This window comes from Roseateles oligotrophus (genome assembly GCF_025717515.1).
GTDB classification, from domain to species: Bacteria; Pseudomonadota; Gammaproteobacteria; order Burkholderiales; family Burkholderiaceae_C; genus Paucibacter_A; species Paucibacter_A oligotrophus.
This window is the reverse complement of record NZ_JAJIRN010000007.1, coordinates 48441-63080: the sequence shown is the minus strand read 5'-3', so window position 1 is coordinate 63080 and position 14640 is coordinate 48441. Positions and strand designations below refer to the sequence as shown.

Annotated in this window: 14 protein-coding genes; 2 read left to right on the top strand and 12 right to left on the bottom strand. The window is 64.0% G+C overall.

Going from position 1 to position 14640, the window contains the following annotated elements; genetic code table 11:
• The first annotated feature begins 94 nt into the window (after positions 1-94).
• Complete coding sequence (locus LNV07_RS15855) at positions 95-1321, top strand: multifunctional CCA addition/repair protein (protein ID WP_263572138.1); 1227 nt, start codon at positions 95-97, stop codon at positions 1319-1321.
• Here the strand turns inward: LNV07_RS15855 and LNV07_RS15850 are convergent.
• The 9 genes from LNV07_RS15850 to purE form a co-directional block, all read right to left on the bottom strand.
• Positions 1307-2437 (bottom strand): class I SAM-dependent methyltransferase, encoded by a 1131-nt coding sequence (locus LNV07_RS15850; RefSeq protein ID WP_263572137.1) that lies wholly within the window; start codon positions 2435-2437, stop codon positions 1307-1309. The genes LNV07_RS15855 and LNV07_RS15850 overlap by 15 nt on opposite strands.
• Before the next feature lie 26 nt (positions 2438-2463).
• Positions 2464-4425 carry a putative bifunctional diguanylate cyclase/phosphodiesterase gene (locus LNV07_RS15845; protein ID WP_263572136.1) on the bottom strand — a complete coding sequence of 654 codons (1962 nt, stop codon included), beginning with the start codon at positions 4423-4425 and terminating at the stop codon, positions 2464-2466.
• Positions 4426-4433: 8 nt separating this feature from the next.
• Positions 4434-5285: a uracil-DNA glycosylase gene (locus tag LNV07_RS15840; RefSeq protein WP_263572135.1), complete on the bottom strand. Its 852-nt coding sequence runs from the start codon at positions 5283-5285 to the stop codon at positions 4434-4436.
• The gene (rimI, locus tag LNV07_RS15835) at positions 5282-5776 is read right to left on the bottom strand and encodes a ribosomal protein S18-alanine N-acetyltransferase (protein ID WP_263572134.1); all 495 of its coding nucleotides are present in this window, start codon (positions 5774-5776) and stop codon (positions 5282-5284) included. Before rimI ends, LNV07_RS15840 begins: the two co-directional genes overlap by 4 nt.
• Entirely contained in the window at positions 5776-6513 is a 738-nt protein-coding gene (gene tsaB, locus LNV07_RS15830; RefSeq protein WP_263572133.1) for a tRNA (adenosine(37)-N6)-threonylcarbamoyltransferase complex dimerization subunit type 1 TsaB, read from the bottom strand. The genes rimI and tsaB overlap by 1 nt, the downstream gene beginning before the upstream one ends.
• 82 nt (positions 6514-6595) lie before the next feature.
• On the bottom strand, positions 6596-7555 hold the full coding sequence (locus LNV07_RS15825; protein WP_263572132.1) for an SGNH/GDSL hydrolase family protein: 960 nt from the start codon (positions 7553-7555) through the stop codon (positions 6596-6598).
• A gap of 38 nt (positions 7556-7593) precedes the next feature.
• Positions 7594-8574 (bottom strand): L-threonylcarbamoyladenylate synthase, encoded by a 981-nt coding sequence (locus LNV07_RS15820; protein WP_263572131.1) that lies wholly within the window; start codon positions 8572-8574, stop codon positions 7594-7596.
• 19 nt (positions 8575-8593) lie between these two features.
• A complete protein-coding gene (locus LNV07_RS15815) occupies positions 8594-9766 on the bottom strand; it encodes a 5-(carboxyamino)imidazole ribonucleotide synthase (RefSeq protein WP_263572130.1) in 1173 nt (390 codons plus the stop codon).
• Entirely contained in the window at positions 9766-10278 is a 513-nt protein-coding gene (purE, locus tag LNV07_RS15810) for a 5-(carboxyamino)imidazole ribonucleotide mutase (RefSeq protein WP_263572129.1), read from the bottom strand. Before purE ends, LNV07_RS15815 begins: the two co-directional genes overlap by 1 nt.
• A gap of 150 nt (positions 10279-10428) precedes the next feature.
• Between purE and LNV07_RS15805 the strand changes: the two genes are divergently transcribed.
• On the top strand, positions 10429-11382 hold the full coding sequence (locus tag LNV07_RS15805) for a tetratricopeptide repeat protein (protein ID WP_263572128.1): 954 nt from the start codon (positions 10429-10431) through the stop codon (positions 11380-11382).
• A gap of 4 nt (positions 11383-11386) precedes the next feature.
• Here the strand turns inward: LNV07_RS15805 and LNV07_RS15800 are convergent, their stop codons facing one another.
• The 3 genes from LNV07_RS15800 to fba form a co-directional block, all read right to left on the bottom strand.
• Positions 11387-12487 (bottom strand): hypothetical protein, encoded by a 1101-nt coding sequence (locus LNV07_RS15800; protein ID WP_263572127.1) that lies wholly within the window; start codon positions 12485-12487, stop codon positions 11387-11389.
• Entirely contained in the window at positions 12484-13389 is a 906-nt protein-coding gene (locus LNV07_RS15795) for a phosphoribosylaminoimidazolesuccinocarboxamide synthase (RefSeq protein ID WP_263572126.1), read from the bottom strand. Before LNV07_RS15795 ends, LNV07_RS15800 begins: the two co-directional genes overlap by 4 nt.
• 103 nt (positions 13390-13492) lie before the next feature.
• Positions 13493-14557, bottom strand: a complete 1065-nt coding sequence (fba, locus tag LNV07_RS15790; RefSeq protein WP_263559460.1) for a class II fructose-bisphosphate aldolase — start codon at positions 14555-14557, stop codon at positions 13493-13495.
• Positions 14558-14640 lie beyond the last annotated feature (83 nt).

The window sequence follows — 14640 nt, the reverse complement described above, 5'->3', positions numbered from 1 at the left end:
CCCAACACTTAACAACCCCTCATCTGGGGGAGGCAAAGACCCGAGTGCGACTCTAAGCGGAATGTATGACAGTTCTACAACAGGGCAACTGGCGATGAAGCAATATTTGGTGGGCGGCGCGGTGCGGGACCGCTTGATGGGCCTTCCCGTCAAGGACCACGACTGGGTCGTGGTCGGCGCCGACCCGCAAGCGATGCTGAGGGCTGGCTACACCCCGGTCGGGCGCGATTTCCCGGTCTTCTTGCATCCCCGGACGCATGAGGAATACGCGCTGGCGCGTACCGAACGCAAGACGGCACCCGGCTATCACGGCTTCGACTTCCAGGCTTCACCCGAGGTGACGCTTGAAGACGACCTGGCCCGCCGCGACCTGACGATCAATGCGATGGCGCAGGACGACGACGGCCTGGTGATCGACCCTTATGGTGGCCAACAGGACTTGGCCGCCAAGGTCTTGCGCCATGTCTCGCCGGCCTTTGCCGAAGACCCGGTGCGCATCCTCAGACTGGCCCGCTTTGCGGCACGCTTTGCCGACTTCAGCGTCGCTCCCGAAACATTCGCCCTGATGCGGCAGATGGTGGCGGACGGCGAGGTCGACGCGCTGGTGGCCGAGCGGGTTTGGCAGGAATTCTCGCGCGGGCTGATGGAAGCGCGGCCGTCGCGGATGTTGCAAGTCTTGCGTGACTGCGGTGCCTTGGCCCGCTTGTGCCCCGAGGTCGATGCCTTGTTCGGCGTGCCGCAACCCGAGGCACATCACCCCGAGATCGACACCGGCATTCACCTGCTGATGGTGCTGGACCAATGCGCCGCACAGGGCGCGCCGCTGCCGGTGCGCTTTGCCAGCCTCTGCCACGACCTGGGCAAGGCGCTGACACCGGCCGACTTGCTGCCGCGCCATATTGGCCATGAAGGCCGCGGCGTCCCGCTGGTCAAGCGACTGAGCGAGCGCTGGCGCGTGCCGACCGATTGCCGCGAGGTGGCCGAGATGGTGACGCGCGAGCACACCCATGTGCACCAGAGCGAGAGCTTCGGCCCGGAGGCGCGGCTGCGCCTGCTGGAGCGCTGCGACGCTTGGCGGCGCCCGGAGCGCTTTGAGCAATTGCTCTGGGCCTGCGAATGCGACGCGCGAGGCCGCTTGGGACTGGAACACAGGCCCTATCCGCAGCGCGAGCGCCTGCTGAGGGATCTGCGGGCGGTGCAGGCGATTGACCTGGGCGCGGTCAGCGCAGCGGCCTTGGCTGAAGGCAAGAGCGGGCCGGCGATAGGACGGGCCGTACAGGCGGCGCGTTTGAGCGCCCTGCTCGATTTACAGGGTATGTGAGCGGTCACCGGCCGCAAAGCCGATGGCGTCAAAGCCCTCGCCGGTTGCAAAGCCGATCACCTTGAACAGCTCGCCCATCTCGTGCTCGGCGATCAGCTTGTGCGCCATCACGCGTTCGGTCAAATCGGCCGCCTCCAGCAAGCCGACCAGGCCGCAGTTGAACAGGAAGTTGGCTTGATTGGTGTAGCCGAGCACGCTCAGACCCGCGTCCTGACCGGCCAAGGCAATGCCGCTGAAGTTGATATGCGCGGTGATGTCTTTTTGCCCCAGCAAGACCAGCGGATCGGCATCGGCACGGTGCTCGTGATGGCACATCAGCGTGCCGCCGGCGCGCTGCGGATGGTAGTACTCGGCCTCGGGGAAACCATAGTCGATCAAGAACACCGCGCCGCGCCGCAGACGCTCGGCCAAGGTGCGCACAAAGGCTTCCGCCTGCGGATGAATCTCGGTCACCGTGCCGGGGGCGAAGTGCAAGAAATCATCGACGGGCGGCCGCGCGGCGCTCGGGCGATCGGCGAAGGCAAAGCGGCCCGAACTTTCATCCAGCGTCACACCGCGCTCGGCCCAGACCCGCCCATCAAAGGCCAGCAATTGAACCGGCATCGCATCCAACACCTCATTGCCCAGCACCACCCCATCGAAGGCCTCGGGCAGTTGATCCAGCCAACGCAGCTTGTCGCCCCAAGCCTGCAGTCGCTCGGCCTGGCGTTGCCGCAGGCTGCCGGACAAATCGACGATGTTGTAACGCCTTAGCTGTTGGCCTTGCGCGTCCAACGCCTTCAGTATTTGTTCGGCCAAGGCGCCGGTGCCGGCGCCGAACTCCCACACTTCGCTGGTTGATGTGGCCTGCAAAGCCTGGCCCACCTGGGCGGCCAAGGCTCGTCCAAACAAGGGTGACAACTCGGGCGCGGTGACAAAGTCCGACCCGCCGTCTTTGCCGCCCGGCATCAGGCCGAACTTGCGCCGCTGATTGCTGTAGTAGCCCAACTCGGGCGCATACAAGGCCAAGGCCATGAATCGATCAAAACCCAACCAGCCGCCGGCATCTTGGATGGCCTGGCGGATCAAATTATCGAGAGCTGATGGCTGCGCCGCAGCGGCATTGATTGCGTTCATGGCTCGATTGTAAAAACCCCTGCCGCCTAACGAGCGCGCTGCGCCAACCAATGCTCGAACGCCTGCACCGACATCGGCTCGCCAATCATTTCGCCCTGCAGGCCGTCGCACCCCCATTCGACCAGCAATTGCCGCTGGACCGGCGTTCTGACGCCCTCGGCGCTGACTTGCAGCCCAAGGCCCGCGGCCATTTGAATCACCGCCCGAACGATCGCCGCCGCGCCCTGGTCTGCCGGCAAAGGCGCCACAAAGCTCTGGTCGATCTTGAGCTTGTCCAGCGGCAAGCGGGTCAGATGTGCCAAGGAGGTGTAGCCGGTGCCGAAGTCATCCACCGACACCGTCAGCCCCAACGCCCGCAAGGCGGCAAGCGTCGCCGGCGCACTGGCGATCTCGTCCATCAACATGCGCTCGGTCAACTCCAACTCCAGCCATTCACCGGGCACTTCCAATTCGCGCAACACCTTGGCGACCAGTTCGGCAAAACCGTCCAAGCGAAATTCCATGCGCGACAGATTGACGGCAATCCGTACCGGAGCGATACCGCGCAGATGCCAGGCACGCGCCTGCAGCGCCGCCGCTCGCATCACCCAGGCACCCAGATCCAGCATCAGCCGGTGCCGCTCGGCCACATCGATAAAAGCATCGGGGCCGATCAAGCCGCGCTGCGGATGTTGCCAGCGCAGCAAGGCCTCGGCACCGATCAAATCGCCATTGCCGGCCGCCACCTGCGGCTGAAAGTACAAGACAAATTCATCACGCTCTATCGCCTGCACCAACTGGCCTTCAAGCACCAGCTCAGCAAAAGCGCTGTCCATTTGGCTGGGCTCATAAAAGCAATAGCTGGCGCGGCCCTTTGCCTTGGCCAGATACATGGCCATGTCGGCATGCTGGATCAAGTCCTCGGCTCTCGCACCATGCGCCGGATACATCGCCACACCAATGGACGGCGTGACGGTCAGCACGCAGCCAATCGCATCCACCGGAACTTCGACGACCGCCAACAAGGCCATCAGCACCACCAGCACATCGGCACGATCCTGCACATGCTCCAGCAGAATGACGAACTCATCGCCGCCGAAACGCGCCACCAAATCGGTCGCACGCAGGCAATCGCTGATGCGCTCGGCCACCGTCTTCAAAACCTTGTCGCCCTCAAGATGACCGAGCGAATCATTGACCCGTTTGAAATTATCTAGATCGATGAAGAGCAGGGCCAAGCTGCGCTGCTCCAGCGTGGCCGCCGCGATCAGTTCCTGCACCTGTTCCATGAAGGCGCTGCGGTTCAATAGGCCGGTCAGATCGTCGTGATGCGCGAGATAGTGGATGCGGGCCTGCGCGGCCAGTCGTTCGCGAATGTCTCGCACGATCACCATGCGCAGCGGCTCTCCCCCGAGCTCAAGCGTGCGCACAATCAACTCGACCCCAATGCTGTGGCCCTCCCGGTGCAGCATGACGGTTTCATAGGTCAACTCGCGGCCGGCGTTCATCACCGCCATGACCTTGGCGCGCTCCTCGGCGCTGACGAAATCAAGCACGGACCGGCCGAGCAAATCTTGCAGCCGGTAGCCAAGCAAATCGCACAAGGGCGGGTTGACATCGGCGACCAGGCCGTCGCGATGAAAGACGATGCCCTCCATCGAGGCCTGCATGAATTTCTCCAGCCGCGCCTCCGATTCGATCACCGCCCGATTGATGGCGACCCGCTGCTCGGTTTCCGCACTGCTGAGCCCGATGCAGACAAACATGGTCTGCAGCGCGTCCCAGCGCGCACGGAGCATGTAACGCCCGAGCAAGCACAACTCGAAATCGGCCGCACCGGCCAGCGCCGCCAGCAAACGCGCCCGTTCGGCCGGAGCCAAGCCGGCCCAGTCCCCCCCCAGCTCTGCTGGCCACAAGGCATTGGCGCGCAAAACCTTGCCCTCGGCATCAAGCAATGCGGCCGCACAAGGCAGCAAAGCTCCATCAAGGCCAAATGCCGGAGCGGGCATCGGAGCCATCACGGGCCGCGGGCTTGCAAGGTCGCCCGCGCCAGACAGAGATCCTCCCAGGCGCGCGCCTTTTCGGCCAGATTGCGCAACAAATAGGAGGGCGCGAAGGTCGCAATCACCGGCGTACCTTGATAGTCATGCACACGACCACGCAGGCGTCCCAGCGGCTCATTGCTGCCCAGCAAAGCCTGCACCGCCAACCGACCCATGGCCAAAATAATGCGTGGCTTCAGCAACTCAATTTGCCGCTCCAAATAAGGTCGGCATTGCTGCAATTCATCCGGCCCCGGCGTGCTGCCCGGCGCAGGCCGACACTTCAAAGCAGAGCTCAGATAGACCAAGCGCTGCGCTGGCACGGCCGCAGCGGGCGAGGCATCCGCTGACAAGTCGATGGCGCGCAGCATATTGACCAACAACTGCGCGGTTTGGCCGGCGAAAGGTTCGCCCTGCGCATCTTCTTGCTCGCCCGGCGCCTCGCCCACGACCAGCCATTGCGCGCTGGTTTGCCCGGCACCAAACACACTGTTGCTGCGCCCGCCGCAAAGCGCACAAGCCCGGCATTCGGCGGCACTGTGGCGCAATTCGTCCCAGTCCATGCGGGCAATCGCGGGCAAGCGCGCGGGAAGATCGGCAGGCCGATGGGAGACGCCCGGGGCGGCGGCCGGAGCGCTTGGCCGCAAGGCAGCGGGCAGGGCTTGCGCAGCAGCTATCGGCAGTGCCGGCACATGGGGAGGGGGCGCAGAAACCGGCTGGCTCACCTCGATCGCCTCGGCCGCCAGCTTGACGGCGGCGGGCAAGGGCGACCACACCCGCAAGCCCATTTCGGCCAACATCAGACGCTGGCGCTCATCCCAGCTCATGGCGTCACCGCCAGATTCATCAGCACCGCGTCTTCACGCGGGCCTGCAGCCACCGGGTAATAGGCGCGGCGAAGCCCCAACTCGGTGAAGCCATAACGTCGATAAACCTCGCGGGCTCGCTGATTGCCGACACGGACCTCCAGCCATAGCTGCGGGCAAGCCTGCTCGCGGCAGATCTTGCACAAGGCGTCCAGCATCAACCGAGCAAAGCCCCTGCCCTGCTGCTCGGGCGCTACCGAAAGATTAAGCAGATGCATCTCGTCAACCCCCTTCATCGCCAGGAAGTAGCCGAACAACTGAGTCCGCGGATCCCGCAATACCGGTGCGCTGCGCAATACAAAAGCCTCATAGCCGGCCGCCAGCGAATCGATGAAATTGCCCTCGGACCAAGGCATCGCATAAACCTGCCGCTCCAGAACCAGGATTTCGGCCACGTCGGCGGCCCGCATCGGCCACAAGCGGGCTGAATTGGGCGCAAGTTGGGCGCTCATCAGCCGGCCCGCGCCGCCAAGCGCTCCGCAGTTGTTTGCGCAACCTTGTCGCGAATGTAGATCGGCATCGCCTCGGCGGCGTCCATTTGCGCTCCCGCATCCCAAGCCTGCTGCGCCAAAACCGCCAGTGCCGCCGCGCGCCCTTGCGATTGCGATTGCGATTGCGGCCACACCCGACAAGCCGGCGCATCGCCGATTGCGAGTTGCTCGGCAAACACCGTCAACGCCGAGCCGGTCACCGCCGTCGGCGGCAGCAAGCCCCAAGCGTTACACAGGGCCGCCGGCGTATAGAGAGCGGGGGCGCTCACAACTGTCCAAACGCCCAATTCCCAGGCATATTGGGCGGCATAAATCTCACCCATACGGGCATCCATGGCAACCCAGATCGAGCCATAGAGCGGCTCACCCGCAGTGTCGGCTTGCTGGCGAGCGGCCTCGGCCACCAGCATCAAACTGTCTATCGACAAGACCGGCTTGGCCGCCCCAAACGCGAGACCCTGCGTCACCGCACAGGCCGCCCGCAGACCGGTGAAAGCACCGGGGCCGCAGCCAAACCCGATCGCATCCACCGCGCCCAAGCTCAGGCCGGCGCGTGCCAACAAGGCCAGCGCTTCGGGCACCAAACGGGCCGAGGCCTGCGGTCCGCCTTCGGCTTCAAACAGCCAGCGGCCGGCCGGGCTTGTCAGCGCCAGAGCCATCGTTTCGGTGGAACTATCCAGGGACAGCAATACGGTCATGTCGGCAGTGTAATTGGGGCCATCCAGAACGAAAAAACCCGGCCGGTTTGCAGCGGCCGGGTTTGCTCGCATCCGAGATGGATCAGAACGGGTTGTTGCGCGCGCGGGTGGCCGCCATTCGCCCCACTTGGACATGGCCGGCGGGCGCATACAAACGGTCGCTCGCCCACAGATAGCTGTTCCAGCTATTGTCCTTGGTGGCCTCGGGAGTCAGGGTCGCATTCGTACAAGCAGGCATGGCGGGGGTCGCCAGGCAGGCCGCATCGGTGAAATTGGAAATACCGAAACTGCTCGGATATTTCGCAATGACCTGGGTATTTTCGTCGGTCAACACCAGTCCGATCAAACGCCCATCGTTGATGATTTCCACGCGCATTTCAAGGTTGAACTCGCGCGTCAAATCGCTCATGAATTTTGGCAAAGTAGCGTCACGCTTGCCATCAATCACGGCCAAGGGCGAGAAACCCATGTCCGGCAAGGTCGACAAGATGATGCGGCCATTGGCATTCGCCAGCCGATTGACTTGGCCGCCCAAGGCCTTGCCGCGCGCGCGCGCCTCGGCGAGCAGAGCCTCCTTGCTTTGCGCCGGGTATTTGGCGTAAAGCTCCAGCACGTCATTAGCGCCCACCAGCACCGAAATCAAGTCCTTGGGGCCGATGCCCGCCACCAGCAGCGTGTCGATCTGCGACTTCACGCCGGCCACCTTGGCACCAGCCTGAGCGCGCATCAGGCCTTGCGGTGCCGCCACCTTGTCCGGATTGCATTCGGGGAACACCATGCTAAAGGACGAGGCCAGCGTCTGCACCCAGATCGGGTTGCTATTGCATTCCAATGCGCCGGTGGTGGCGTTGACGGCATTGATCGTGTACTTCTTGCCTTCGGGTGTGATCAGGCTCGACTCATCGCCAAGGGCGATGATGCGGGTCGGAGCAAACGGCTCGATCTGCTCGGTGCCGCCACCACAGGCCGCCAGCATCGCCAAAGCGGCCATCGACAACAAGGCGCGGCCGTAGCGCCCGGCGCTACGTTGAATACTCTTCATGAAAACTCCGTCCAAAAATTCCAAGCAAAAACTTACGGCTAGGCTTCAAACGCCGCCGCAGCTCGGGTCAGGCGATCCCTGACCCCATCCCACTCGCTGCCTTGCGGCGGCAATTCAATCCAGATTTCTTGCGCCCCGGCCTTGTCCAACTCACGCAGCACGGCAAACAACTGTTGCGCCGCCGCCAAGGCATCCGCCGGCATCGGCCTAGCCAAGCCGCCGACTCTTGACGCGTCGACCGTACGGGAATATACCGCCAGGCCCAAAGGTAACTGCCGGGCCAAGCGTTCCGTCAATGTCGTCGCATCCAGCAGCCGAACCGTCGCACGCGGCGCGTAATGCGCGGCCAAGGTGCCGGAAGCGCGTGGCGCCTGGGCGTCGGGCGCCTGCAAGGGTTGGCCCAGAGCGGCCTCAATCTGCGCCGCCGTCAACACGCCCGGCCGCAGCAACACGGCGCCGCCACGACTGCAATCGACGATGCTGGACTCGATGCCGACCGCGCATTCGCCGCCATCCAGCACCAGCAAATCGGCGTCAAACTCGCTCGCGACATGCTCGGCCCGGGTCGGGCTGACACGGCCAAAGCGGTTCGCACTCGGTGCCGCCACGCCGAGCACGCCCTGCGCTCTTGCTGCCGCCAACAAGGCGCGCGCCACCGGGTGCGCCGGGCAACGCAGGCCAATGCTGTTCTGCCCGCCGGCGGCGGCCCCAGCCATCGCCGGCGCCCGCGGCACGATCACCGTCAGCGGGCCGGGCCAAAAAGCGTTCATCAAGCGCAGGGCCAAGGCCGGCAACTCGGTGGCGAAGCGGGCGGCATCGGCGGCGTCCAGCACATGGACGATCAGCGGGTGATCGGCGGGCCGGCCCTTGGCGGCAAATATTTTTGCCACCGCGGCGTCGTCATCGGCGCGCGCGCCCAGGCCGTAGACCGTTTCGGTCGGCAAGGCGACCAGCTCACCGGCCGCCAAACGGCGCGCAGCCTGTTCGATTGCGAGGGGGTCGGCGCCGTTCAGCAACATGCGAAAACGCTCAAAACATTCACCAATCCATCGCCAGACCCAGCAGGGCGGCGGCTTGTCGCGCAACGCTCTCGGCCTGCTCGGCGCTGGCGGCGGTGATGTTCAGGTGGCCCATCTTGCGGCCGGGCCTGGCGCTGGTTTTGCCGTAGAGATGCAGATGCGTGCCGGGCAGCGCCAGCACTTGATCCCAAGCCGGCGTGCGCTCAACGCCGGGCTCGGCCGGACTGAACCACAGATCGCCGAGCAGATTCAGCATTAGCGTTGGCGAATGCAGACGCGGCTGCACCAGCGGCAGGCCGGTCATCGCGCGCACCTGCAAATCGAACTGCGACAGATCGCAGGCGTTCATCGTGTAATGGCCCGAGTTGTGCGGGCGCGGCGCCATCTCGTTGACGATCAAACGGCCATCTTGCAGGATGAAGAATTCGACACAGAGCACGCCGACATAGTTCATCGACGCCGCAATGCGAGCTGCCGAGGCCAAGGCCTGCTCTTGCAGCGCCGCGCTGACGCCGGGCGCCGGCACTTGCGTGACGGCCAGGATGCCGTCGATATGCAGGTTCTGCTGGACCGGAAACTGCACGATCTCGCCCTGCGCATTGCGGGCGCTGATGACCGAGATCTCCAGCGCCAGCGGCAGCATCTGCTCCAGCACGCAGCGCACCTGTTTGAGTTCGCTCCAGGCGGCGGCCAACTCGGCTCGGCTGCGCACGCGCACTTGGCCCTTGCCGTCATAGCCTAGCGTGGCGGTCTTCAAAATACCGGGCAACAAGTCGTCGCCGACGGCCAGCAAATCGGCCTCGCTGACGATCACCGCATAGGGCGCGCACGCCACCGCGCTGGCCGCGAAATGGGCTTTTTCGGCGACGCGGTCCTGGCAGATCGCCACCGCCGCGCCGGCCGGCGCCACAAAACGCGTCTGCGCCAACCGCTCCAGCGCTTGCGCCGGCACGTTCTCGAATTCGGTCGTGATGGCCGCACATTGCTGGGCCAGCAGAGTCAGTCCGGCTACGTCCAGATAGTCGCTGCGAATATGTTGATGGGCGACCAACCCGGCCGGGCTGTCGGCGTCCGGGTCCAGCACCACGGTGCGAAAACCCAGGCTTTGCGCCGCGTGCACGAACATGCGGCCCAACTGGCCGCCGCCCATCACGCCCAGACTGGCCTCGCCAGGCAGCAAGCTCGCCTTCATCAGACCAAATCCTGCGTCATCGCCCGCGCCACCTCGGTCTGGCGGGCCCGGTAGGCCGTCAAGCGCGCGCGCAAATCGGCGTCATGGTTGGCCAGCATCGCGACGGCAAACAAGGCCGCATTGCCGGCGCCAGCATTGCCGATCGCAAAGGTGGCGACCGGAATTCCTTTGGGCATTTGCACGATCGAATGCAGCGAATCGACGCCTTGCAGATGGCGACTGGCGACCGGCACGCCGAGCACCGGCACCTCGGTCTTGGCGGCCAACATGCCCGGCAGATGGGCGGCTCCGCCGGCACCGGCGATGATGGCCTGCAGGCCACGCGAGGCCGCCGTTTCGGCATAGGCGAACATATCGTCGGGCATGCGGTGCGCGGACACCACCTTCGCCTCAAAGGCGATACCGAACTCGGCGAGAATGTCGGTCGCATGCTTCATGGTGTCCCAGTCACTGCTGGAACCCATCACCACGCCAACCAAGGGAGTTGCTTTTGCTGTTGTCGCTATGTTCATTGAGACGCTCGGCAAGTCCGGTGAGCCCGTAAAGACTCGCTTGCATGACTAGAAAACCTTGAATTGTAGGCGGCGAGCGCCATTTGCTCGCCACCCGCCCGTTTTTACGGGCACTGAATCGCCGTTGAACCGCTAACAAGCTCCGCCGCCATGATAGATATCACGCTACAAAATTTCGAATCCGAACTGATCGCCGGCTCGATGCAGCAGCCGATGCTGCTGGACATCTGGGCGCCTTGGTGTGGTCCCTGCCGCACCCTCGGCCCGCTGCTGGAGAAGCTCGAGGTCGCCTATGCGGGCCGCTTCAAGCTGGCCAAGGTGAATGCCGATGAGGTGCCGGAGATATCCACCCAGCTGAGCCAGATGTTCGGCGTGCGCAGCATCCCGTTTTGCGTGATGTTTGTCGGCGGCCAGCCGGTTGACGGCTTCGTCGGCGCGGTGCCGGAGGCGCAGATTCGGGAGTTCCTCGACAAACATGTGCCCCCCGGCGAGGTGCTGGAGGCGCAAGAAGAAGTCGCCGAGGCCGAGGACTTGATGGCCGAGGGCGACTTGGAAGCGGCACTCGTCAAGCTGCAGAGCGCGCTGGAGTCCGACCCGGCCAATGAGGCTGCGCGCTTTGACTATGTGAAAGCGCTGCTGGAGCTGGGCCTACTGGCCGAGGCCAAGGCAGCCTTCGAGCCGGTGGCGGCCAAGGCGGTCGACACCATCACCCCGCATGCCCGCTTTGCGGCGCTGGGCCATTGGCTGGCCGCTTGCGAGCGTGCCGCCGCCGGTCTGGATGTCGGCGCATTGCAGGCCTGCATCGCCGCCAACAAGCGCGACTTCGATGCTCGCTACGCCTTGGCGCAGGGCCTGTTCGCAAGCCAGAGCTATACCGAGGCGATGGACGAGCTGCTGGAAATCATCATGCGCGACAAGGCCTGGAATAACGGCCTGGCGCGCAAGAGCTATATCGCCATACTGGAACTGATGAGCAAGCCCGCGCCCAAGTCGGCCACGGCCGAGACCAAGGGCACGCTCGAGCTGGCGGGTCAGGCGGCGGTGGTCCCGCGCGACCCGCTGCTGGATCAATATCGGCGCAAGCTGAGCATGGCGCTGAATTGATCCATCAGCGGGGCCGCAGTCCGGATTGACTCAAGGCCTGCGCCCACAAACGCTGCTGCTCGGCAAACTCGAGCCAGCCGGCGGTGGCCTGCTCTTCATGCCGAGCTGCCCCGGCCGCATCACCCAGGGCCGCATAGATTTGGGCCAAACGGCTGTGAGTGGCGGCTCTATCATCGACATCGCACAATGCATCGAGTTCCGACTCGGCCTCATGCGCCTGCTGCAGGCCCATTTCCACTTGCCCCAAATTGACCCTGCACCAAGCCAGGTCGGCCAATAGACTGCTGCTCCAGCGCGCCAAGCCGGCCGCCATGGTGCTCGGCAGGTGCGCCTCAAACAGGCCTCGAGCCCGCTCGTAGTCACCTTCAACGGTCAGAATCTGGGCACGCAGAATGGGGGTCAGTTCCGGCTGGACCGAACCTCCGACCGCGGCGTCGTAATGCGAGATCGAATCGGCGCTGAGCAGCAATTCCGCCCGTAAAACCAAACCCTTGGACAGTGAGTCTCGCCGCACTTGCGCGGTGCGGGTCGCTGCCATGTTGTACATCAGCGCCGACAAGGAGGCATCATCCCCGTCGGCCTGCGCATGGGCGCGCGCCTTGGCATACCAATCACGCGAAAGATCGGGTCGGCTGGTCAGGTCATGCGCGAGACCCAGCACCGTGCAAAGCCGGTAGCGCGCGTCGTGATCGTCCGCTTTGGCTCGCTCATCACAGGCCGCCGCCTGCGCCAGCATCCCGTCAAGGTCGTGCCTGAGGTAAGCCAACTGCGCCAGCCATGCCGAGCACATGGCATCCAGCTCGGCCAGCGCCGATGCCTTGGCCATCGCTTGGGCATGCACAATTTTCTCTTGCGCCGCGCTGCTGAAGTCGGTGTAGTAACTCATCAAACCCTCGGCGAAATGCAGCCATGCGCCGATTTCGGGATGAGGGTGTTGAAAGGCCTGAACATGCAGAGCCGTCAATTGCTCGCGAGCCGCGGCCATATGACCATGACGCAGCATCAGCAAGGCCCGTTGCACCTTCAGGCTGGCAGCCTGCGCGACACCCGCCGACGCCGCGATGTCGGCATCAAGCCGCTTCAGCAGTCGGCTCTTGATGCTCATGCCTGAGTCAAGCGCTGCAGAGCTTCCTGGTACTTGGCGGCGGTGTTGGCGATCACGGCCTCGGGCAGTGCCGGGGCCGGCGCGGTCTTGCCCCAGGGCTTGCCGTCCACCTCGGCCTGCTCCAGCCAGTCGCGCACAAACTGCTTGTCGTAGCTGGGCGGATTGATGCCGACCTGGTAGCTCTCGACCGGCCAGTAACGCGAAGAATCCGGCGTCAAGACCTCGTCCATCAAGGTCAGCGTGCCATCGGCGTCCAGGCCGAACTCGAACTTGGTGTCGGCAATGATGATGCCCTTGGTCAGCGCAAAATCGGCGGCTCGCTTGTAGAGCTGGATCGAGATATCGCGCACGCGCGTCGCCAAGTCCTCGCCGATGATTCCGACCATCACGTCAAAGGAAATATTCTCATCGTGATCACCCATCTCGGCCTTGGTGGCGGGCGTGAAGATCGGCTCGGGCAGCTTGGAGGCGTTCTGCAAACCGGCCGGCAGCTTGACGCCGCAGACCTCGCCCTTCTCCTTGTACTCGGCCCAGCCGCTGCCGGCCAGATAACCGCGCACCACCGCCTCGACCGGCAGCGGCTTCAGGCGCTTGACCAGCATGGAGCGGTCCTTGACCTGCGCCTTCTCGGCCTCGCTGCTGACCACCGACAGCGGGTCGTCACCGGTCAAATGATTCGGCACGATGCCTTCGAGCTTGGCAAACCAGAACAGCGCCATCTGCGTCAGCAAGGCGCCCTTGCCAGGAATCGGCTCACCCATGATGACGTCGAAGGCCGACAGGCGGTCGCTCGCGATCATCAGGATGCGGTCTTCGCCAACCGCATAGTTTTCGCGCACCTTGCCGCGGGCAATCAGGGGGAGCGAGGTGATGGTGGAGTTCAGCAGGGCAGCGGTAGTCATGACGGTCGTCCGAAAGATAAGGCGCGATTTTAGGCGGCAATGCGGGCGTAAAAAAACCCGCTGGTTACAAACCGAGCGGGTTAGCGGCGAAAGTTCCGCCCTATTACTTGATCATTTGATTCAGCTCACCCCGCGCATAGGCTGCGGCCACATCGACCAGGCTGCGCGCCTTGATCTTGCCGGCCTGACCTTCGCAGCCGAACTCTTGAAAACGCTGGCGCACGATGGATTTGGCGGCGTCGCGGGCCGGCTTCAAGAACTCTCGCGGGTCGAATTTGCTCGGGTTCTTGACAAAGAACTCGCGCACCGCCGCCGTCATCGCCAGGCGAATGTCGGTGTCGATATTGATCTTGCGCACGCCATGTTTGATCGCTTCCTGGATCTCTTCGACCGGCACGCCGAAGGTCTGACCCATATCGCCACCGAACTCGCGGATCTTGGCCAGCAGGTCCTGCGGCACGCTCGACGAGCCATGCATCACCAGATGGGTATTGGGCAGGCGGGCGTGGATCTCCTTGACCCGGCCAATCGCCAAGATGTCGCCGGTGGGCTTGCGGGTGAATTTGTAGGCGCCGTGGCTGGTGCCGATGGCGATGGCCAGCGCGTCGAGTTGGGTGCGCTGGACGAAATCGGCCGCCTGCTCGGGGTCGGTCAACAACTCGGCGTGCGTCATCACCGCGTCGGTGCCGTGGCCGTCTTCCTTGTCGCCCTGCATCGTCTCCAACGAGCCCAGGCAGCCCAACTCGCCTTCCACCGTCACGCCCAAGGCATGCGCCATGTCGACGACCTTGCGGGTGACGTCGACGTTGTACTCATAGCTGGCGATGGTCTTGCCGTCGGCCTCGAGCGAGCCGTCCATCATCACCGAAGAGAAGCCCAGGTCGATCGCACCCTGGCAGACAGCCGGGCTCTGGCCATGATCCTGGTGCATCACGACGGGGATATGCGGGTAGCTTTCCACCGCGGCCTGGATCAGGTGCTTCAGAAAATGCTCGCCCGCGTATTTGCGTGCACCGGCGCTGGCCTGCATGATGACCGGCGCATTCAGTTCATCGGCGGCCATCATGATGGCCTGCACCTGCTCCAGATTGTTGACATTGAAGGCCGGGATGCCATAGCCATTGACGGCAGCATGATCCAGCAATTGGCGCATTGAAACGAGAGCCATGAGAGAGTCCCTTGGGAAGTTAAAAACCTTGATAAATCTCTGCGAACGCAGCCTAGCGCCAAATCATCGACTTGGGCGATGTA